Source organism: Pseudonocardia sp. OZ21, assembly GCF_059359135.1.
This window is the reverse complement of sequence record NZ_JCADBN010000004.1, coordinates 198663-219181: the sequence shown is the minus strand read 5'-3', so window position 1 is coordinate 219181 and position 20519 is coordinate 198663. Positions and strand designations below refer to the sequence as shown.

General features: G+C 71.3%; 16 protein-coding genes. 11 read left to right on the top strand and 5 right to left on the bottom strand.

Annotated elements, in window-relative coordinates; translation table 11 throughout:
* Positions 1-49: 49 nt before the first annotated feature.
* From AC5L35_RS10910 to AC5L35_RS10860, 11 genes are all read left to right on the top strand, one after another.
* Positions 50-733 (top strand): response regulator transcription factor, encoded by a 684-nt coding sequence (locus AC5L35_RS10910; protein ID WP_495059829.1) that lies wholly within the window; start codon positions 50-52, stop codon positions 731-733.
* Positions 734-749: 16 nt separating this feature from the next.
* Positions 750-2102 carry a sensor histidine kinase gene (locus AC5L35_RS10905; RefSeq protein ID WP_495059462.1) on the top strand — a complete coding sequence of 451 codons (1353 nt, stop codon included), beginning with the start codon at positions 750-752 and terminating at the stop codon, positions 2100-2102.
* A gap of 144 nt (positions 2103-2246) precedes the next feature.
* Entirely contained in the window at positions 2247-3107 is an 861-nt protein-coding gene (locus AC5L35_RS10900) for an NUDIX domain-containing protein (protein WP_495059461.1), read from the top strand.
* 190 nt (positions 3108-3297) lie between these two features.
* Entirely contained in the window at positions 3298-4182 is an 885-nt protein-coding gene (locus AC5L35_RS10895; protein ID WP_495059460.1) for an endonuclease domain-containing protein, read from the top strand.
* A 496-nt stretch (positions 4183-4678) separates the two neighbouring features.
* Positions 4679-6607, top strand: coding sequence for a translational GTPase TypA (gene typA / locus AC5L35_RS10890; RefSeq protein WP_495059459.1), 1929 nt, complete (start codon positions 4679-4681; stop codon positions 6605-6607).
* An 83-nt stretch (positions 6608-6690) separates the two neighbouring features.
* Entirely contained in the window at positions 6691-8583 is a 1893-nt protein-coding gene (locus AC5L35_RS10885) for an ABC transporter family substrate-binding protein (RefSeq protein WP_495059458.1), read from the top strand.
* 229 nt (positions 8584-8812) lie between these two features.
* On the top strand, positions 8813-10570 hold the full coding sequence (locus AC5L35_RS10880) for an ABC transporter family substrate-binding protein (RefSeq protein WP_495059457.1): 1758 nt from the start codon (positions 8813-8815) through the stop codon (positions 10568-10570).
* A gap of 141 nt (positions 10571-10711) precedes the next feature.
* Positions 10712-11692, top strand: a complete 981-nt coding sequence (locus AC5L35_RS10875) for an ABC transporter permease (protein WP_495059456.1) — start codon at positions 10712-10714, stop codon at positions 11690-11692.
* Positions 11685-12626, top strand: coding sequence for an ABC transporter permease (locus AC5L35_RS10870; RefSeq protein ID WP_495059455.1), 942 nt, complete (start codon positions 11685-11687; stop codon positions 12624-12626). The genes AC5L35_RS10875 and AC5L35_RS10870 overlap by 8 nt, the downstream gene beginning before the upstream one ends.
* Entirely contained in the window at positions 12623-13741 is a 1119-nt protein-coding gene (locus tag AC5L35_RS10865; protein ID WP_495059454.1) for an ABC transporter ATP-binding protein, read from the top strand. The genes AC5L35_RS10870 and AC5L35_RS10865 overlap by 4 nt, the downstream gene beginning before the upstream one ends.
* A gap of 11 nt (positions 13742-13752) precedes the next feature.
* Positions 13753-14793, top strand: coding sequence for an ABC transporter ATP-binding protein (locus AC5L35_RS10860; RefSeq protein ID WP_495059828.1), 1041 nt, complete (start codon positions 13753-13755; stop codon positions 14791-14793).
* A 43-nt stretch (positions 14794-14836) separates the two neighbouring features.
* On the opposite strand, the gene AC5L35_RS10855 is transcribed toward AC5L35_RS10860, so the two are convergent.
* From AC5L35_RS10855 to AC5L35_RS10835, 5 genes are all read right to left on the bottom strand, one after another.
* Positions 14837-15853, bottom strand: coding sequence for an ABC transporter ATP-binding protein (locus AC5L35_RS10855; RefSeq protein WP_495059453.1), 1017 nt, complete (start codon positions 15851-15853; stop codon positions 14837-14839).
* Positions 15850-16851, bottom strand: coding sequence for an ABC transporter ATP-binding protein (locus tag AC5L35_RS10850; RefSeq protein WP_495059452.1), 1002 nt, complete (start codon positions 16849-16851; stop codon positions 15850-15852). Before AC5L35_RS10850 ends, AC5L35_RS10855 begins: the two co-directional genes overlap by 4 nt.
* Positions 16851-17813, bottom strand: a complete 963-nt coding sequence (locus AC5L35_RS10845) for an ABC transporter permease (RefSeq protein WP_495059451.1) — start codon at positions 17811-17813, stop codon at positions 16851-16853. The genes AC5L35_RS10850 and AC5L35_RS10845 overlap by 1 nt, the downstream gene beginning before the upstream one ends.
* Positions 17806-18732: an ABC transporter permease gene (locus AC5L35_RS10840; RefSeq protein ID WP_495059450.1), complete on the bottom strand. Its 927-nt coding sequence runs from the start codon at positions 18730-18732 to the stop codon at positions 17806-17808. The genes AC5L35_RS10845 and AC5L35_RS10840 overlap by 8 nt, the downstream gene beginning before the upstream one ends.
* Positions 18733-18832: 100 nt before the next feature.
* Positions 18833-20434: a peptide ABC transporter substrate-binding protein gene (locus tag AC5L35_RS10835; RefSeq protein WP_495059449.1), complete on the bottom strand. Its 1602-nt coding sequence runs from the start codon at positions 20432-20434 to the stop codon at positions 18833-18835.
* Positions 20435-20519 lie beyond the last annotated feature (85 nt).

The following is a 20519-nucleotide window of genomic DNA, read 5'->3' as shown; positions in this document are numbered from 1 at the left end:
AGAGTGTTCTGAGGTAATGATCCGCTCGGGCCGGTAGCGTCCGCCGGTGATGGCACGCGTGCTGGTGGTGGACGACGAACCGGGCATCCGCACGGCCGTGGCACGCGGGCTGACCGCCGAAGGCATGGAGGTCGTGGCCGTCGGCGACGGACCGACCGCGCTCCGCGCCGCGCTCACCGGCGGCTTCGACGCGATCGTGCTGGACATCATCCTTCCCGGCCTCTCCGGCTACCGCGTGATCGAACAGCTGCGCGCGGCCGGCGTCGACACGCCGGTGCTGGTGCTGTCGGCGAAGGACGGCGAGTTCGACCAGGCCGACGGGCTCGACCTCGGAGCGGACGGGTACCTCCCCAAGCCGTTCGCGTTCGTCGTGCTGGTCGCACAGCTGCGCGCGCTGCTGCGGCGCCGCGACGCCGCGCTCGGCCGCACCGGGCAACGGGTCCGGCTGGGGCCGCTGATCGTCGACCCCGTGGCCAGGGCGGTCAGCTGGGAGGGCGCCACGGTGGAACTCTCACCTCGGGAGTTCGCGCTGCTGCACGCGCTCGCCTGCCGGCCCGACACGGCCGTCGCGAAGGACGAGCTGCTGCGCCTGGTCTGGGGCGACGAGCAGGCGGCCAGCCGCAACGTCGTCGAGGTGTACGTGGGGTACGTGCGCCGCAAGCTCGACGCGGTCGGGGCCGGTCACGTCCTGAAGACGGTGCGCGGATACGGCTACATCGTCGAGACGCCATGAGCGGGCTCGGCCTGCCGTGAACCGGCGGGTGGAGCGGCTGCGGCGGTGGTGGGCCGCGCGGCCGCTGCGGTTCCGGATCGCGACCGTGGTGGGCGTCGTCGCCCTCATCGCGCTGCTGGCGCTGAGCCGGCTGGGCGTGGGTCTGCTCTACGGAACGATGCTCGGTGCGGCCGACGCGGAGCTGCGTGGCACGGCCACGGGGGTGGCGGGCCAGCTGGCCCGGGGAGTCCCTCCCCCGCTGGTGCGCGGTCCGGAGGTGCGTGTCGTCGACAGTGCCGGTGACCCCGTCGACGGCGGTCCGGACCTGCCGCTGGGCCCCAAGCAGATCCGGGAGCTGGCGGCAGGCGAGGCACTCACCGCCGGTCGTTTCACGGAGCTGCGGCGCTGGCTCGCCGTGAGCGCCGTGACGCCGGACGGCTCCACGCGCCTCGTCGTCGTCACGGCCGACATCGTCGGTGGGGCGATCCTGCTGGCGCACGCGGCGGTCGGGTTCCTGGTGGGCGCGCTCGTGGTGGCGGGCGTCGTCGTGCTCGCGGCGTGGGTGGCCACCAGGGCGGCGCTGCGTCCGGTCGACCGGATGCGCACCGCGGCCGCGGCGCTGCCGCCGGGGGAGCGCCTGCCCGTTCCGGTGCCGCGGGACGAGCTGCGCGCACTGGCCGAGGAGATCAACCTCCTGCTGGCGAGGCGGGACGAGGCCGTGACGCGGCTGGAACGCTTCACCGGCGACGCGGCGCACGAGCTCAGGTCGCCGGTTGCGGCGATCCGCGCGCAGGCCGAGGTGGCGGTCGCGCACCCCGATCCCGATCTGGCGCAGGAGTCGTTGCGTTCGGTGGCCGAGGAGGCGGCCCGGCTGTCCACGCTGCTCTCGGACCTGCTCGCACTGGCCAGAGCCGACGCCGGGCAGCGGCTGCGGGCGCGGCCCGTCGACCTGGTGGCCGCGGCCCGGTCGGCGATGGCCAGGGCCGGGGAGGGCGACGCCGACGAACCGGTGTTGCAGCTCGTCGCCCCCGCCCCGGCCCATGCTGCGGCGAGCCCGTCCGAGGTCGATCTGGTGCTGGACAACCTCATCGCCAACGCGCGCCGCTACGCCCGCTCGTTCGTGCGGATCGGCGTGCTCCCGGCGAGCCGTTCGGTGCGGCTGGTCGTGGAGGACGACGGCCCCGGTATCCCGGAGGCCGACCGGCAGCGCATCTTCGACCGCTTCCTGCGCCTGTCCCCGGAGGCTGGCGGGGGCGCCGGCCTCGGGCTGGCGCTGGTGGCGGCCCTGGTCCGGGGGCGCGGTGGCTCCGTGACCGCGGGCGCCACCCCGTCCGGTGGCGCCCGCATCGAGGTGCGCTGGCCCGCCGCCCCCGCCCCCGGCCCGGAATGACCCTCGAGCGCACCTTCGCGAGCGCGAGATCGACGTGATGGGGGGCAGTTCGGTCCGGGAACCCCGCTGAGGTCGATGTCGCGGCAGTCCTGGGGAACGGACCGCGGTGCGTGGCGGCCGGGGATTCGCTGGGAACATCGCGGTGTGCCCGTCCTCAGGTCGACCGTGCTCATCGACGCCCCACCTCGCACGGTGGCCGGGTTGCTCCGGGACGCCGACGTGGCAGCGGCCGCCCTGGAGCGCTGCGGCCACCGGTTCACCGCGCCGGTGCGCCTGCTGATCCCGGGCACCCGGGTCCGGATCGGTGTTCGGGTCGGGCCGGGTGTCCGGGTTCCGGTGCACACCCGGATCGACGCGGTCTCGCCGTCCGGGATGACCTCGACGCTGGTGGCGGGCCCGTTGCGGGAGCTCGTGCACACCGTCGGGCTCACCCCGACCGGAGCGGGCACCCTCGTCCTCGACGAGCTGCGGTGGACGGCGCCGTTCGGGCGGCCGGGCCGGCTCGCCGACGTGCTGCTCCTGCGGCGGCTGATGCTGCAGATCCTGGCCGCCCGGTCGGAGGCGCTCGTCGAGCGGGCTGCGGCCCTCGCCGCCGGGCCGGTGGTCGTCGCCACCGCGGCGGTGCGCGGCGGCCTGCTGCTCATCGCCCAGCGGACCCGCCCACCTGCCCTCGCGGGCCGGTGGGAGCTGCCCGGTGGGCGGGTGGAGCCGGGGGAGTCGGAACCGGACGCCGTCGTCCGGGAGTGCCGGGAGGAGCTGGCCACGCAGGTGCGGGTGACCGGGAGGCTCGGCACCGACCTGCCGATCGACGCCGGCGTGCTGCGGGTGCACACCGCCGAACTCGCGGCCGACGATCCCGAGCCGCAGGCGCTGGAGCACGCCGCCGTGCGCTGGGTCGGGCCGGACGAGCTGGCGGAGGTGGAGTGGGTGGACGCCGACCGGGCCGTGGTCGCCGACCTCGAGGCGCTGCTGCGAGCAGGCGTGCCCGCGGTGGAGGACGTGTAGGGGGCCGCCCCCCAAGTTCAGGAAAGCCACTTTCCTGCCCTCTGCGGACCGGAAAGTGGCTTTCCTGAACTTCGGCACGGGGCCTCCGCCGGGGCCGGCTCCGCGTCGCCCTGGGACTGGTGCGTTTTCGAACGCAAACGACCGTGGTCGCCGGTGGAACCGGCGTCGGGCCGCCGCCGTCGATGGGGGCGTGTCCATCGACGACATCCTCGCCCGGCAGGCCGGCGTGATCGGTCGCGACCAGGCGGTCCGCGCCGGCCTCTCCCGCCACTCCGTCGACCACCGGCTGCGGTTGCGCCGCTGGCGGCCGCTGCATCCCCGCGTCTATCTCGCCGGCGGCCACCGCTACGACGACGAGGCGAGGGTCCGGGCGGCCGTGCTCTGGGCGGGTGACGGCGCGGTGCTGTGTGGCGTCGCCGCCGCCTGGTGGCAGGGCATGGCCGCGCGGCCCCCCGCCACGGTGGCGGTCACGGTGCCCCGGCAGCGCCACGCCCGTGCGCGTCCCGGGGTCACGGTGCGCTGCCGGGACCTCGCGCCCGAGGACGTCGTCGAGCGGCGCGGGGTCGCCGTCACCGCGCTGCCGCTCACGGTGCTCGAGGCCGCCGTCGAACTCGGTGCCGGCGGGGGGCCGCTGCTCGACCGCGCGCTGCAGCGCCGGGTGGGGTTCCCGGAGGTGTACGAGGCGCACTGCCGCAACCTCGGCTCTCCCGGGTCGGCCACCGCCGGTCGCCTGCTGGTGGCGGCGGCCGACCGTTCGGCCGCCGCGGCGGAGCGCCTGCTGGTGCGGATGCTGAGCGAGTCGGGCGCCACGGGCTGGCGGTGCGGCTGTCCCGTTGCCGGCCACCTGATCGCCCTAGCCTCCCCCGCCTCGCGCGTCGCGATCGAGGTGGACGGCTGGGCGTGGCACATGGACGCGGAACGGGCCCGGGGCGAGAAGCGTCGTCGGGACGCGTTGCTCGGGCAGGGCTGGACGATCCTGCGCTTCACCTGGCTCGACCTCGTCCACAGGCCGCGGTCCGTCCTCGCCGAGATCGCCCGGGCGGTGGCGAACGGTCTCGGAGCCGCCGGGAACTGATCGCCCTGAGATCCGGGTACGGGCCGTGCGGAGGCCGAACGGCGGATCCGGGAGCGACCATCGCCGCTCGGCATCGGCCATTTGAGTGATCCTCGACACGTTGCCGGCGCCCGCGGGGGCCCGGTGCGCCGGGTCCGGCCGGGGGGTGGAGACCGCGTGGACGGCGTCTCGCCGTGGTTTTCCGTCGCCTGCCCCGCCCGCCACGGCCGGCCCCTCCTTGTTTCCCTGGTTGTCACCCTCTGGTGCCGGCCGGACCGTCCAACCCCTGGTCGCCGCCGCTCGGCGCACGGATCTGGCCGAATCGGTTCAGTTGGCCGGGCCGGGTGCCACCGTTCGTCGCACAGGCTCGCTGGCCGACGCCACCGGAAACGGGTCGGTGCTCCCGCGGCGCACGCGTGGAGCAGGGCGTCGTCACCGCCTCCCGGAGAAGCGGGGGCAGGTGAGGCTGCGCTCACGCCTGCGTCCGGACGGGGGTGCGGGCGGGCTACCCTGAATTGTGAGCACAGCAGCATCTACTCTCGCGGCCCCCGCGGACAGTCCTCGCGCGACCCGCGGGACGGACGCCTCGCTCCGCAACGTCGCCATCGTCGCCCACGTCGACCACGGGAAGACCACCCTCGTCGACGCCATGCTCCGCGCCTCCGGCGCATTCGGGGAGCGTGCCGCCCTCGTCGACCGGGTCATGGACTCCGGCGACCTGGAGCGGGAGAAGGGCATCACCATCCTCGCCAAGCACACGGCGATCAACTGGCACGGCCTGACGGTCAACGTCGTCGACACCCCCGGCCACGCCGACTTCGGCGGTGAGGTCGAGCGCGGCCTCTCCATGGTCGACGGCGTGGTGCTGCTTGTCGACGCGAGCGAGGGCCCCCTCCCGCAGACCCGGTTCGTGCTCCGCAAGACACTGATCGCCGGGCTCCCCGTCGTGCTGGTCGTCAACAAGACCGACCGGCCGGACGCCCGCTGCGCCGAGGTCGTGGACGAGAGCCTCGAGCTGCTCCTGGAGCTGGCCGACGAGCTGGAGCTCGACGAGGCCATCACCTCGCGCCTGCTCGACCTGCCCGTCGTCTACGCGAGCGGTCGCGCGGGGCGCGCGTCCCGCAACCGCCCCGCCGACGGCGACCTGCCCGACGAGCCCGGCCTCGAGTCGCTGTTCGACGTGATCGCCGAGACGGTCCCGCCGCCCGCCGACGACCCGAACGCGCCGCTGCAGGCCCACGTCACCAACCTGGACGCCACGCCGTTCCTCGGCCGTATCGCGCTGTGCCGCGTCCGCGCCGGCGTGATCCGCCGTGGCCAGCAGGTCGGATGGTGCACCGCCGACGGCAAGGTCACGCGCGTCAAGATCACGGAGCTGCTGCGCACCGAGGCACTCACCCGCGTCCCGGCCGAGTCGGCCAGCGCGGGCGACCTCGTCGCCGTCGCCGGCATCCCGGACGTCACGATCGGCGACACCCTCGCCGACCCGGACAACCCGGTGGCACTGCCGCGCATCCACGTGGACGAGCCGGCCATCTCGGTCACGATCGGCATCAACACCTCGCCGCTCGTGGGCCGCGACCCGCACCCGGGCACCAAGCTCACCGCCCGCCAGGTGAAGGGCCGGCTCGAGTCGGAGCTGATCGGCAACGTCTCCCTGCGCGTGCTGCCCACCGAGCGTCCGGACTCGTGGGAGGTGCAGGGCCGCGGTGAGCTGGCGCTGGCCATCCTCGTCGAGACGATGCGCCGCGAGGGCTTCGAGATGACCGTTGGCAAGCCCGAGGTCGTCACCCGCATGGTCGACGGCAAGCTGCACGAGCCGTTCGAGCAGCTGTCGGCCGACGTGCCCACCGAGCACCTCGGCGCCGTCACGCAGCTGCTGTCCGCCCGCAAGGGCGAGCTCGTGCAGATGGTGCACGGCGACACCCGCGTGCGCATGGACTACCGCGTCCCGAGCCGCGGGCTCATCGGCTTCCGCACGGAGTTCCTGACGATCACGCGCGGCGCCGGCATCGTCAGCCACGTCTTCGACGGCTACGGCCCCTGGGTCGGTGAGATCAACAACCGCCTGCGCGGCTCGCTGATCGCCGACCGCAGCGGCCCGGTCACCGGTTACGCCGTCGACGCGCTGTCGGACCGCGGCGTGCTGTTCGTCGGCCCTGGCACCATCGTCTACGACGGAATGGTGATCGGGGAGTACACGCGCGCCGAGGACCTCGAGGTCAACATCGTCCGTGAGAAGAAGCTCACGAACATGCGCAAGTCCACGAGCGACGAGCTGGTGAAGCTCACCCCGCCAACGGTGCTCAACCTCGAGCAGGCGCTGGAGTTCTGTGCCAACGACGAGTGCGTCGAGGTCACGCCGGAGTCGGTGCGGATCCGTAAGGTCGAGCTCGACTCGCACACCCGGGCGCGGATGCGCTCGCGGGCGCGGTCAGTCTCCTGACGGCCCGGTTCGCAGCACCTGACGGCGGTGCGAGGATGACCGCCCGCGGGCGGAGCGCCCGCCGGACCAGGTGGAGGTCGAGGGTGCCCAAGCACGCCCCGTTGGCGCGGCGCACGGGGGCGGTGCTGTGCCTGCTGCTCGCCGTGCTGCTGACGGCGTGCACGAACAGCCCCGTGAGCGGCCCGGTGCAGCCTCCGCCTCCGGCGCCGATCCCCACGCCGCAGCCCGAGCCCACGCGGCTCGTCGTCGGCGTCGGGGAGCTGGGTGCCGGATTCAACCCGCACCTGCTCGCGGACCTGTCCCCGGTCACCACGGCGCTGGCGACGCTCGTGCTGCCGTCGGTGTTCCGTCCCGACGCCAACGGCGTGCTGCAGCTCGACCAGACCGTCGCCACCAGTGCGAAGGTGGTCTCCACCGCGCCGTTCACGGTGAACTACGAGCTCAACCTCGAGGCCTCCTGGTCGTCGAACGCGCCGATCGCCGCTGAGGACTTCGTCTACCTGTGGGAGCGGATGCGCAGCGAGCCGGGCGTCGCCGACGCCGCCGGGTACCGGCTCATCACCGACGTGCGGTCACGGGCCGGGGGCAAGGCGGTCGACGTCGTGTTCTCCCAGCCCTACCCGGCCTGGAAGACCCTGTTCTCCGACCTGCTGCCCGCCGCCATCCTCAAGGACGCGCCGGGTTCGTGGACGGGGGCCCTCACCGACGGCCTGCCGGCCTCGGGCGGCCCGTTCCGCATCAACTCGGTCGATCGGGCGCGCGGCGAGATCGTCCTCGAGCGCAACGACCTGTACTGGGACACCCCCACGGTCCTCGACCAGCTCGTGCTGCGCCGGCTCGACGGGCCCGTGCTCGCCGACGGTCTGGCCAGCGGTGACGTGGACGTCGCCCTCCCCGAGTCGACCCCGGAGATCCGGATGGTCCTCGGCGGGCTGCAGCCTCCTCCGCGGTTGCAGCCGGCACCGGTGCCCGTGGTCACGCAGCTGGGTATGCGCTCCGACTCCGGCCCGCTCGCCGACCCGCGGGTGCGCCGAGCCATCGCGTTCCTCGTCAACCGGGACGCGGTCCGCACCGCCGTGGCTCCCGAGTCGCTCCCGGCCGACTCCTTCGGGCTCGCGCCGTCCGAGCCCGGCTACGCCTCCACCGCACCGCCGGACGCCCCGCTGCGCCCGGACCCGGTGGCCGCGGCCCAGCTGCTGACCGCCGCGGGATGGACCCGCAGCCAGGCCGGCCGCTGGACGGTCGACGGTTCGCCTGCCCGGCTCGTGCTGGCCGCCGCCGCCGAGCGGCCCGAGGACGTGCGCGTGGCCCAGACCATCGCCACGCAGCTCGACGCGGCCGGCATCGAGGTCTCGGTGATCGCCCCGCCCGGGGTGGCGCTGTTCGGGCAGCCGGAGGTGCCCGCGGTCCCGCCGACGACCACGGCACCCCCCACTCCGACATCGACCCCGACGCCACAGGCACCGTCGGCGACGCGGTCGGGGACGCAGCCGGTCGATCCCACCCAGTCGGTACCGCGCGGCGCCAGGGTGACCTCGTCGACCAGTCCGTCCGCATCGCCGTCCTCGACGCCGACCGCCACCCCGACCCCGTCCGCTGCGGGGGGCAACGTGGAGGCGGACATGGTGATCCTGCCGCGCACGGTGGGCGGCGACCCGGGCACGGAGCTCGCATCCGATTTCAGCTGCCCGGCCCCGACGGCTCTCGTGCCCGACCCCCCGCGTTCACCGACGGGATTCTGCTTCCCGGCGCTGCAGCCGTTGTTCGACGAGCTGGTTTCGGCCACGCCACGGCCTACCACCGCGGCAGCGGTGGAGCGGGTGCTGTGGGAGCAGCTGCCGGCACTTCCCCTGTTCCAGCCGGTGAACCTGCTGGTCAGTACGTCGGCAGCCGACTCGGCCACGGATGTCGGGCCAGGTCCACTGTCGACCGGACCGCTCACCGGGGCCCAACAGTGGCATCCCACTAACGGGTGACATGATGCCGCGGCGCTCGGGTTACCGGAAGGTAATCTGGTTGTGTCGGTGTGTTCAGACCTGATCACCCTTTGGTCACGATCAGTGGGCCGCGGGTGACGGGTGCGACCTCGGTTTCTACCGTGCCCTGGGTCGGTGTGCCCGGTTCGTCGAGACATGACCGGGTCAGCCGCCGTGCGCACGCGGGGCGTCCGACCGGACGATCCAGGTAGAGAGAGGTCAGAATTTCATGAGGAGAACGAGGGCTGCGTCCCTTGCCGCCACAGTGGCGGCGGCGGCGCTGGTGCTCGCCGCATGTGGCGGCGGTGGCGGTGGCGGTGGCGGAAGCCAGGACGCTTCCGAGGGCGGTGTCTTCGCCGACTGTGCGACCAGCCCGAACACCTGCAACTCGGCGCCGGCCGACCAGCTCCAGCAGGGTGGGACGGTCACCGTCGCGGCCGAGAAGAACATCGACAACTGGAACACAATCTCCTCTGAGGGGAACGTCGACTGGACGGCGATGATGACCAAGCCGCTGGTCCCGTACGCCTTCTACACGGCGCCCGACCTGAAGTCGACGATGAACACCGACCTGCTCACGTCGGCCGAGGTCACCAGTGACAGCCCGTTCACGGTGACGTACAAGATCAAGCCCGAGGCCGTCTGGAACGACGGCACCCCCGTCTCGGCCGATGACTTCATCATGAACTGGAAGTGGCAGAACACCCGCGACTGCCCGGAGTGCGAGACCTCGGGCACCGGCGGGTACGACCTCGTCACGAGCATCGTCGGTTCGGACGGCGGCAAGACGGTCACGGCCACGTTCAGCAAGCCCTACACCGACTGGCAGGGTCTCTTCGCCTCGGGCTCCCCGCTCTACCCCGCGCACATCGGCGCCCAGCAGGGTGACCTCAACACCCCGGCAGGCCAGAAGGCGGCGTTCGACTACTTCGGCGCCAACGTGCCGAACTGGTCAGCCGGACCGTTCCAGGTGCAGAACTGGCAGAACAACGTCGCGCTGACGCTGGTGCCCAACCCCCAGTGGTACGGGGCCACCAAGCCGAAGCTCGAGCAGCTGATCTTCCGCGTCATCACCGACGCGACGCAGGAGCCGATCGCGCTGCAGAACAACGAGGTCCAGGTGCTGTTCCCGCAGCCCCAGGTGGACCTGGTGTCGCAGCTGCAGCAGATCCCGAACGTCTCGCAGTTCCAGAACCAGGGCCTCACCTGGGAGCACTTCGACTTCAACCTGCAGAACAAGTTCCTGGCCGACAAGTCGCTGCGCCAGGCGCTGTTCACCGCGGTGAACCGCCAGGAGATCATCGACAAGACCGTGGGGCAGTTCAACAAGGACATCAAGCCGTTGAACAACCACATGTTCATCCCGCAGCAGGATGGTTACAAGGACAACATCACCGCCACGGGCCAGGGCGCCGGTGACATCGAGAAGGCCAAGAAGATCCTGACGGACGCGGGCTACACGGGTGTGGGCACCGCGCTGGTGGCGCCGGACGGCCAGCCGGTCCCGGCTCTGCGGATGCGCTACACCACCGGCAACGCCGTGCGGCAGAACGAGTGCGAGCTGTTCGCCGGCTACGCCAAGCAGCTGGGTGTGAACATCGACATCTCCACCACCGACTCGCTGGGCGACACGACCTCGTCGGGCGACTACGACGTGATCGTGTTCGGCTGGATCCAGTCGCCGTACGCCTTCAACGGCGCGCAGCAGCTGTGGCTGTCGAGCTCGGGCAGCAATTACGGCAAGTACCAGAACCCGGCGATGGACCAGCTGATCAACGAGGCGGCGGCGTCCATCGACCCGGCCGACGCCACGGCCAAGCTGAACCAGGCCGACGAGATGCTGTCCGCGGACGCGTACGTCCTGCCGCTGTACCAGAAGCCGACGCTGGCCGCGGTGCAGAACAACATCGGCAATGTCCGCAACAACTCCTCCCTCGACGGAATCAGCTACAACACCTCGGAGTGGGGTATCAAGTCGGGCAGCTGACCCGGTAGCGAGGCGTCCCGGGCGGGCCAACCGCCCGGGGCGCCCCGCCGGGTAGCTACCCTTGATTGGTCAACAAGGGCGGTGCTCACCTGCTGCCGCCCCCCGGCCGCCCCTCCGCCCGGAAGAAGCAGGACGACCTCCATGCTCGCCTTCGCCGTGCGCAGGATCCTCATCTCGATCCCGATCCTGCTGCTCGCCTCGTTCATCGTGTTCGCGCTGGGCGTCAGTTCCGGCAACCCCCTGGCGCCGCTACTGGAGAAGAACCCACCGGCGCCCCCCAACGTCATCGCCGCCGAGACGGTTCGCCTCCATCTCGACCAGCCCTTGATCCCGCGCTACTTCTCGTGGCTAGCCGGCCTGTTCCACGGGGACTTCGGCCCGTCGGTCGTCTCCACCTTGAACATCGGCTCGGAGCTGGGTGCCCGGTTCTGGGTGACCATCCGGCTGATCGCGCTCGCGATGGTGATCGCGCTGGTCCTCGCCGTTGTCGTGGGCGTCCTGAGCGCGGTGAAGCAGTACACGGTCACCGACTACACCACCACGTTCCTGGGCTTTCTGTTCCTGGCCATGCCGTCGTTCTGGCTGGCGATCCTGCTCAAGCAGGGCGGTATCGAGTTCAACAAGGCCGTCGACGCGCAGGTGATCTATACGATCGGCGCCACGTCGATCCCCCCGCCACCCGGCGCGGGCGCGCAGATCGTCGACGTGCTGGGGCACATGGTGCTCCCCACGATCGCGCTGGCCCTCATCTCGTACGCCTCCTGGAGCCGGTTCACCCGGGCGTCGATGCTCGAGGTGATGAACAGCGACTACGTGCGGTTGGCCCGGTCGAAAGGCCTCTCGCGGCGCACCGTGATGGTCAAGCACGCGCTGCGCACCGCCCTCATCCCGTTGACCACCGTCACCGCGCTCGACATCGCGTCGATCATCGGCGGGGCCGTCGTCACGGAGACCGTGTTCCAGTGGAAGGGCATGGGTGACTTCTTGCTGACCGCCATCCGCACCGAGGACGTCTACGCGGCCTCGTCCTGGCTGCTGCTCACCGGCGTCATCGTCGTGATGTTCAACCTGATCGCCGACCTGCTCTACGGCGTCCTCGACCCCAGGATCCGCTATGCGTGAGGTAGCCCCGACGCCCGAGACCACGCCGGTGCCCGCCCCGGCCGGCGGAGGGCAGGCCACGGTGGAGCGCGAGTTCACCGTGGCCGAGCGCAGCCAGGCGCAGCTGGTGCTGCGGCGGTTCCTGCAGCACCGGGCCGCGATGATCAGCCTCGTCATCCTGGTCATGGTGGTGCTGCTCGCGTACGTGGGTGGCCTGCTGTGGCACTACCAGGCAGGCGACATCACCCCGGACAACTCCCAGCCGCCGTCTCTCGACCACCCGTTCGGCACCGACTCCGTGGGCAAGGACCAGTTCGCGGAGGTGCTGCGCGGCACCCGGATCTCGCTCCAGGTGGCGGTGTCCGTCGCGGTGTTCGCCACCGTCGTCGGCACCATCTGGGGTTCGCTCGCCGGGTTCTTCGGCGGCCGCACCGACTCGTTGCTCATGCGGCTCGCCGACCTCATCCTGACCCTGCCGCTGATCGCGGTGGCGGCGATGCTGGCGCACAACTTCGGTGGCACCTGGTACCTCATCGCGCTGGTCGTCGCGGTGCTGTACTCCCCGTACGTCTCGCGCGTCTCCCGCGGTGTCGTGCTCTCGCTACGGGAGAAGGAGTACGTCGAGGCCGCCAGGGCTCTCGGCGCCACGAACACCCGCATCATCGTGCGGCATCTCGTGCCCAACGCGCTCGGCTCGATCCTCGTCAACCTGACGATCCTCGTCGCGCTGGCGATCCTGCTCGAGACGGCGCTGTCCTACCTCGGCTTCGGTGTGCAGACCCCCGACACATCGCTCGGCCTGCTCGTCAGCCAGGCGCAGACGGCGCTGACCACGCGGCCGTGGCTGTTCTACTTCCCCGGCCTGTTCATCATCGTCATCGCACTGACCATCAACTTCATCGGTGACGGTCTTCGCGACGCGCTCGACCCGCAGCAGAGGAAGGTGCGCCAGTGACGGAGGATCCTCTCGCCGTGTCGACCACCCCGTCCGCATCGAGGAACGGCGCCGCCGCCGACGTCGTGCTGGAGGTCAGCGACCTGACGGTCGGCTTCCCGAGCGACGACGGGCTGGTGCAGGCCGTGCGCGGGGTCAGCTACGAGCTGCGCGGTGGCGAGGTGCTCGGGATCGTCGGTGAGTCCGGCTCCGGCAAGTCGGTCACCTCGCTCGCCGTGATGGGACTGCTCCCGGGCAACGCCCAGGTGTCCGGCTCGGTGCGCTTCAAAGGCAAGGAACTGCTGGGGGCCCGGGAGTCCGAGCTGAACTCCGTGCGCGGTCGCAGCGTGGCCATGATCTTCCAGGACCCCATGACCTCGCTGAACCCGGTGTACTCGATCGGCTACCAGATCGCCGAGGCCGTCCGCGCGCACCACAACGTCAGCAAGGCCGCTGCGCTGGACCGGGCGGCTGAGCTGCTGGAGCTCGTGCGTATCCCCAACCCGCGTCAGCGGCTGGAGAACTACCCGCACGAGATGTCGGGCGGCATGCGCCAGCGGGTGGTGATCGCCATCGCGATGGCCAACAACCCCGACGTGATCATCGCCGACGAGCCGACCACCGCGCTCGACGTCACGGTGCAGGCGCAGATCATGGACTCCCTGCAGCTCGCGCAGCAGGAGACCGGCGCGGCGATGGTGCTGATCACCCACGACCTCGGTGTCATCGCCGGGCAGGCCGACCGCGTGATGGTGATGTACGCGGGCAAGCTGGTGGAGGTCGGCACGGCCGAGGACGTCTTCTACACCCCGCGGATGCCCTACACCGTCGGACTGCTGGGCAGCCTGCCGCGGCTCGACCGGCCCAGCGAGCGGCTGACCCCCATCGAGGGCGCACCGCCGTCGGTGGTCAACATGCCGCCGGGCTGCCCGTTCACCCCACGCTGCCCGCTCGCGGTGGCCGTCTGCGAGGAGATCGAGCCGGCGTTGGCCATCACCACCGGACCGGGCCACCTCGCCGCCTGCCACCGCTCCGACGAGCTCGTCGGGGCGAGTGCCGGCGACGTGTTCGAGACCGAGGTCGTCGACACGGAGGCGCTTGCGCACTTCGTGCGCGAGAACGAGGGGCAGTCGTGAGTGCGCCTGTGATGCACGAGAGAGGCTCGTCCGCCGCCGGTTCCGAGCCGATCCTGTCGGCCCGCAACCTGGTGAAGCACTTCCCGATCCGCTCGACGGGCCTGATCCGCCGCCAGGTCGGCACGGTGCACGCGGTCTGCGACGTCTCGTTCGACCTCGGCCACGGAGAGACGCTGGGCCTGGTCGGTGAGTCGGGCTGCGGCAAGTCGACCACCGCCCGGCTGGTGCTGAACCTCATCGAGGCCACGTCGGGCGAGGTGCTCTACGAGGGCACCGACCTCACCGCGCTGTCCCCGAAGAAGATGCGCGAGCTGCGCCAGGACCTGCAGATCGTGTTCCAGGACCCGTACGCGTCGCTCGACCCGCGGATGCCGGTCAACGAGATCGTGGCCGAACCGCTGCGCATCCACGGCCGCTACGACCGGGGCGGGCGCACCGCGGTGCAGGACCTGCTGCGCACGGTCGGGCTCAAGCCCGAGCACGGCAACCGGTTCCCCCACGAGTTCTCGGGTGGCCAGCGCCAGCGGATCGGCGTGGCGCGGGCTCTCGCGCTGCGGCCCAAGGTGCTCGTGCTGGACGAGCCCGTGTCGGCTCTGGACGTCTCGATCCAGGCCGGCGTGCTCAACCTGCTCGACGAGCTTCAGGCCGAGCTGGGATTGTCCTACCTGTTCGTCTCGCACGACCTGTCGGTGGTGCGCCACATCGCCGACCGGATCGCGGTCATGTACCTGGGCCGGATCGTGGAGACGGGCACGGCGAGCGAGCTGTTCGACGGCCCGGCGCACCCCTACACCCAGGCGCTGATCTCGGCGATCCCGCTGCCCGACCCGCGCAAGCAGCGGGCCAGGGAGCGGATCACGGTGGTCGGTGACGTGCCGAGCCCGGCCGACCCGCCGAGCGGGTGCCGGTTCCGCACCCGCTGTCCCAAGTTCGCGGCCGAGCTGAGCGACGCCGAGCGCAGCCGGTGCGTCGACGAGATCCCGGAACTGGTGGACCGCGGCCAGGGCCACCCGGCGGCGTGCCACTACGCGGAGCGCAAGACGCTGATCTGATGTACGCGCCGACCGGGCGCGGTGCGCCCGGTCGGCGCGCGGGTCAGCCGGGGAGCAGGTGCTGCTCCTCGGCGTGGTGACACGCGCTGGGGTGGTGGCCGCCCGGTCGCACCTCCAGGGCGGGCTCCTCCTCCGCGCAGATCTCGGTGGCCTTCCAGCACCTCGTCCGGAAGCGACAGCCGCTGGGCGGGTTCACCGGGCTGGGGACGTCGCCGGTGAGCCTGATCCGCTGCCGCCCGGCGCGGACCGACGGGTCCGGCACCGGCACGGCGGAGAGCAGCGCCTGGGTGTACGGGTGCGACGCCCGGTTGTAGATCTCGTCCTGCGTGCCGATCTCGACGATCTTGCCCAGGTACATCACCGCCACCCGGTCCGACAGATGCCGGACGACCGACAGGTCGTGGGCGATGAAGATGTAGGACAGCCCGAACTCGGTCTGCAGGTCGCCGAGGAGGTTCATCACCTGCGCCTGGATCGACACGTCCAGCGCCGACACCGGCTCGTCGCAGATGATCACCTCGGGGCGGAGCGCGAGGGCCCTGGCGATGCCGATCCGCTGGCGCTGGCCGCCGGAGAACTGGTGCGGGTACCGGTTGATGTGCTCGGGATTCAGCCCGACCACGTCGAGCAGGTCCTGCACCTTCCGCCGCCGGTCGCCCTTCGGCGCGACCTCGGAGTGGATCTCGAACGGCTCGCCGACGATGTCGCCGACCGTCATCCGGGGGTTGAGCGACGTGTAGGGGTCCTGGAGCACGATCTGGATCTGCCGGCGCAGCGCCTTCAGGTCCTTGCCGCGCTTGCCGAAGATGTCCTCGCCGTGGAACCGCACGGCTCCGGCCGTCGGTGGCTCGAGGCGCATCAGCACCTGCGCGAGGGTCGACTTGCCGCAGCCGGACTCGCCGACCACGCCCAGCGTCTCGCCGCGCCGCACGTCGAACGACACCCCGTCGACGGCGCGGACGTGCCCGACCGTGCGCTTGAACACCACACCGAGCTGCACCGGGAAGTGCTTGACCAGGTCCTGGACCTGCAGGATCGGCTCGGTCGCCGTCGCGTTCATCGGGTCACCAGCTCGTCGGCGAACAAGCAGGCCGATGACCGGCCGCCGGGCAGGAGAGCCAGCGCAGGCACCACCTCGTGGCAGACGTCCACGGCCATCGGACAGCGCGGGTGGAACGGGCAGCCCGGCGGGATACGGGTGAGGTTGGGTGGCAGGCCCGTGATCGCCCGCAGCTGCGTGCCCTTCGTGTCCACCCGCGGGATGGACTCCAGTAGCGCGCGCGTGTACGGGTGGCACGGGTTGGAGTACAGCGTGTGGACGTCGGCGTGCTCGACGATCCGGCCCGCGTACATCACGGCGATCCGGTCGGCCACCTCGGCGACCACACCGAGGTCGTGCGTGATGAGGATCAGGCCCATGTTGCGCTCGGCCTTGAGCTCGGCGAGCAGATCCATGATCTGGGCCTGCACCGTGACGTCCAGCGCCGTGGTGGGTTCGTCGGCGATCAGGACGTCGGGGTCCAGGGCGAGTGACATCGCGATCATCACGCGCTGGCGCATGCCGCCGGAGAACTGGTGGGGATGGTCGCGCACCCGCTGCCGGGCGGCCGGGATGCCGACCTGGTCGAGCAGCTCGACGGCCCGCCTGCCGGCGTCGCGGCGGCTCATCCCCCGGCGGGTGCGCAGCTGCTCGGCGATCTGGAACCCCACGGTGAGCACCGGGTTCAGGGCCGACAGTGCGTCCTGGAAGATCATCGCCATGTTCTCGCCGCGCAGGTCCCGGCGCCGCTCCGGCGTGGCCGTCAGCAGCTCCTCGCCCCGGTAGCGCACCGAGCCTGCCGTCACGACGCCCGGCGGGCTCTCCAGGATCCCCATGATCGTGTTGGCGGTGACGCTCTTGCCGGAGCCCGACTCACCCAGCACGGCCAGCGTCTCGCCTGCCTCGACGTGGTAGTCGACGCCGTTGAGGACCTTGGCGATGCCGTCCCGGGTGCGGAACTCGACGTGCAGGCCCGCCACCTCCAGCAGGGGCGCGTCCAGCGGGGGTGGGACGGTCATCAGCGGCCCTTCGGATCGAACGCCTCGCGCACGGCGTCACCCAGCATCACGAAGGCGAGCACGGTGACGGCCAGGAAGGCGGCGGGGAATAGCAGCAGGAACGGGGCCACCCGCAGGTAGTCGCGGGCCTCGCTGATCATCACGCCCCAGGAGACGACCGGGTCGCGCAGGCCGATCCCGAGAAACGACAGGGTGGCCTCGGTGCCGATGAACGCACCCAGCGCGATCGTGGCGTAGACGAGCACCGGGGCCAAGCAGTTGGGCAGCATGTGCCGCCAGATCACGCGGGGCGCGCTCGCCCCCAGGCCTCGCGCCGCACGGACGTAGTCCTGGTTGCGGGCGGCGATGGCCGCCGAGCGCATGATCCGCATCGTCACCGGCCAGGACAACGCCGACATGGTCAGCACCACGAGCGCGGTGATCCCGACGGGCCCACCGCCGACCGACTCGCGGAAGGTGGACAGGATCACGATCGCGCCCAGCACGAACGGCAGCCCGAAGAAGACGTCGGCGAAGCGGGACAGCACGCCGTCGACCCAGCCGCCGTAGAACCCGGCGAGCAGCCCCATGGAGCCGCCGATCAGCACGGTGAGCGTGGTGGCCAGCATGCCGACGATGATCGACACCCGGGTGCCGTGGATGGTCCGCGCGTAGACGTCGCGTCCGAGCAGGTCGTAGCCGAACCAGGCCTGCGCCGACGGCGCCTGCCGGCTGCGGGCCAGGTCGCCGGCGCTCGGGTCGACGGACGTGAACAGCTGGGGCACCGCGGCCAGCACCAGCAGGACGGCGATCAGACCGACCGAGAGCAGGAACAGGGGGCGGCGGCGCAGGTCGTGCCAGGCGTCGGCGGCGAGGCTGCGTGGCCGCTCCGCGCCGTCGGTGGTGCCGACCGGACCTGCCACGAGGTCGTGGCTCGCCTCGGCGAGCGGGCCCGCCGTGCCGAGCGACGCGGGGTCAGTCATAGCGGATCCTCGGGTCGAGAACGGCGTAGAGCACGTCCACCAGCAGGTTCATCAGCAGGTAGACGATCACGAGCAGGACGACGACACCGGTGACGGTGGCGCCCTCCTTCGTCTGGATGGACCGGAAGATCAGCCCGCCGACCCCGCGGATGTTGAAGATGCCCTCGGTGACGATGGCGCCGCCCATGAGCGACCCCAGGTCGACGCCGAGGAACGTGACGACCGGGATGGCGGAGTTGCGCACCAGGTGCACGCCCACCACCCGGCGCGGGGTGAGGCCCTTCGCCACGGCCGTGCGGACGTAGTCGGTGCGCCGGTTCTCCGCGATCGACGTGCGCGTGAGGCGCGCGACGTAGGCCATCGACAGGCTGCCGAGCACGAAGCCGGGCACGATCAGCTCGCCGAACCCGGCTGCAGGCGAGACGGTGGGGGAGATGAGCCCGAGGCGCAGGCCGAGCACGGTCTGCAGCACGTACCCCGTGACGAACACCGGGACCGCGATGAGGAACAGCGTGGACACCAGCACCAGGTTGTCCAGGTACCCACCGGAACGCAGGCCGGTGAGCACACCTGCCGCCAATCCGATCACGGCCTCGATCAGCAGCGCGACCAGCGCGAGCCGCACCGTCACCGGATAGGCGGCGGCGATCAGCTCGCCGACGGACGTGCCGGAGAACGTCACACCGAAGTCGCCCTGCACGAGGTTGGCCAGGTACCGGGCGTACTGCACGACGACGTTGTCGTCGAGGTTGAACTCCGCCCGCATCCGCGTGATGTAGGCGTCGGGGCAGGGGCGGTCACCGCACTTGCCTGCGAACGGGTCGCCGGGGATGGCCCAGACGAGCAGGTAGATCAGGAACGTCGTCCCGAGGAACACGGGCACGAGCTGGAGCATTCGGCGCAGGACGTAGCGCCCCACGGTTCACCTCCATGGGCTGGGCGTGACTTTGTGGGCCGACGCCGACCGCGGTGCCGGCGACCGGGACGGGTGGTCCCGGCCGCCGTGACCGTTGGCGCTGCTACGAGGATGCGGTGACGCTGAACAGGTCGAGCTCGCGGAGCTGGGTGACCGTGACGTCGGCGAGCCGCGGCGACCAGCCGGCCTGCACCGACTGGAAGTACAGCGGGATCGCCGGCATGTCCTGGATGATCAACCGTTCCGCCTCCTGGTAGAGCGCGTTGCCCTCCTCCGTCGAGGGGGCGGCGTCGGCCCGCGCCAGCAGCGCGTCGACGGCCGGGTTGGTGTACTCACCGTCGTTGGTGGACCCGCCGGTCCGGTACATCGGGTTGAGGAAGTTCTCGATCGACGGGTAGTCCGCCACCCAGCCGGTGCGGTAGATCCGGCTCATCTCGCGGCCGTTGATCGCCGTGCGGAACTCGCCGAACGTCGGGACAGGCACGAAGTTGCACTCGCGGCCCAGCGCCTGGGTGATCGTGACGCAGGTGGCCTGCATCCACTCGGCGTTGCCGGAGTCGGCGTTGGAGGTGAGCTCGATCGGCCCCTGGAACCCGGTGGCGTCGAACATCTGCTTCGCCTTGGCGGGCTGGTACGTGCAGAGCTCACCGCACTGGCCCTCGACGCGGCCAGGGACGTTGGGCGCCACGAGCCCGTCGGCCGGGGGTTTGAGACCGTTGAAGATCTGCTGGTTGACCGCCTCCCGGTCGATCGCCATCGAGAGGGCCTGGCGCAGCTGCGGGTTCTGGAAGCGCGCGTCGTAGAGCGGGAAGCCGATGCGTTGCAGGCCGAGGTAGGTCTGCGACACGCTGCGGCCCGGCAGGTCGGTCTCGAACAGGTTCCCGGCGATCGCCGACGGCGGGATGATCTCGAGGAAGTCCAGGTTGCCCGACACCACGTCGGCGTAGGCGGCCTCGACGCTCTCGTAGAAGCGGAACTCCACCCCCTTGACGCTGGGATTGCGCTCCCCTCCGAACTCCTCATAGCGCTCCAGCACGATGTTCGCGCCCGGCTGACGAGACACGAAGCGGAACGCTCCGTTGCCGATCGGGTTGGCCTCGAACGCCGCCCGGTCGGTGAAGAAGGCCTGCGGCAGCGGCATGAACGCCTGGTAGCCGAGCTGGGTCGGGAAGACCGAGAACGGCTCGGCGAGGGTGACCTCCAGCGTCCGGTCGTCCACCGCGCGCAGCCCCGACATCGCCTGCGCAGGCGGCTGCGGGGCCGGGAGCGGTCCGCTCGTGCCGTCCGGGTCCTCGGTGTTGACCTGGTCGAAGCCCGCGATCTGGGCGAAGAAGCTGGCGTTCTGCTGGCCGTTGGGGGAGTAGGCCGTGTAGTTCCAGGCGTCGACGAAGCTCTGCGCGGTGACGGGGGTGCCGTCGTGGAACGTCCAGGGCTTCAGCCGGATCGTGTAGACGCGGGAGTCGGTGGTCTCGATCGACTCCGCCACGGCGTTGCTCGGCTCCGCCGTGCGGGGGTCGTACTCGACGAGGCCGGTGAACAGGGCGTCGACCACCTTGCCGCCGCCGGTCTCGTTCGTGTTGCCCGGCACCAGCGGGTTCTCCGGCTCGGTGCTGTTGACACTGATGGTGGCGTCGGTCTGCTCGCTACCGGACCCACCGCTGTCGGACCCGCCGCCCGGTCCACCGCATGCGCTCGTGAGCAACACGATGGAGATCGGAAGGGCGAGCCAAGCGGTACGACGACCTGTGCGCATGGGCTCCCAATCCTTGATACGACGCAGGGGTGACCTA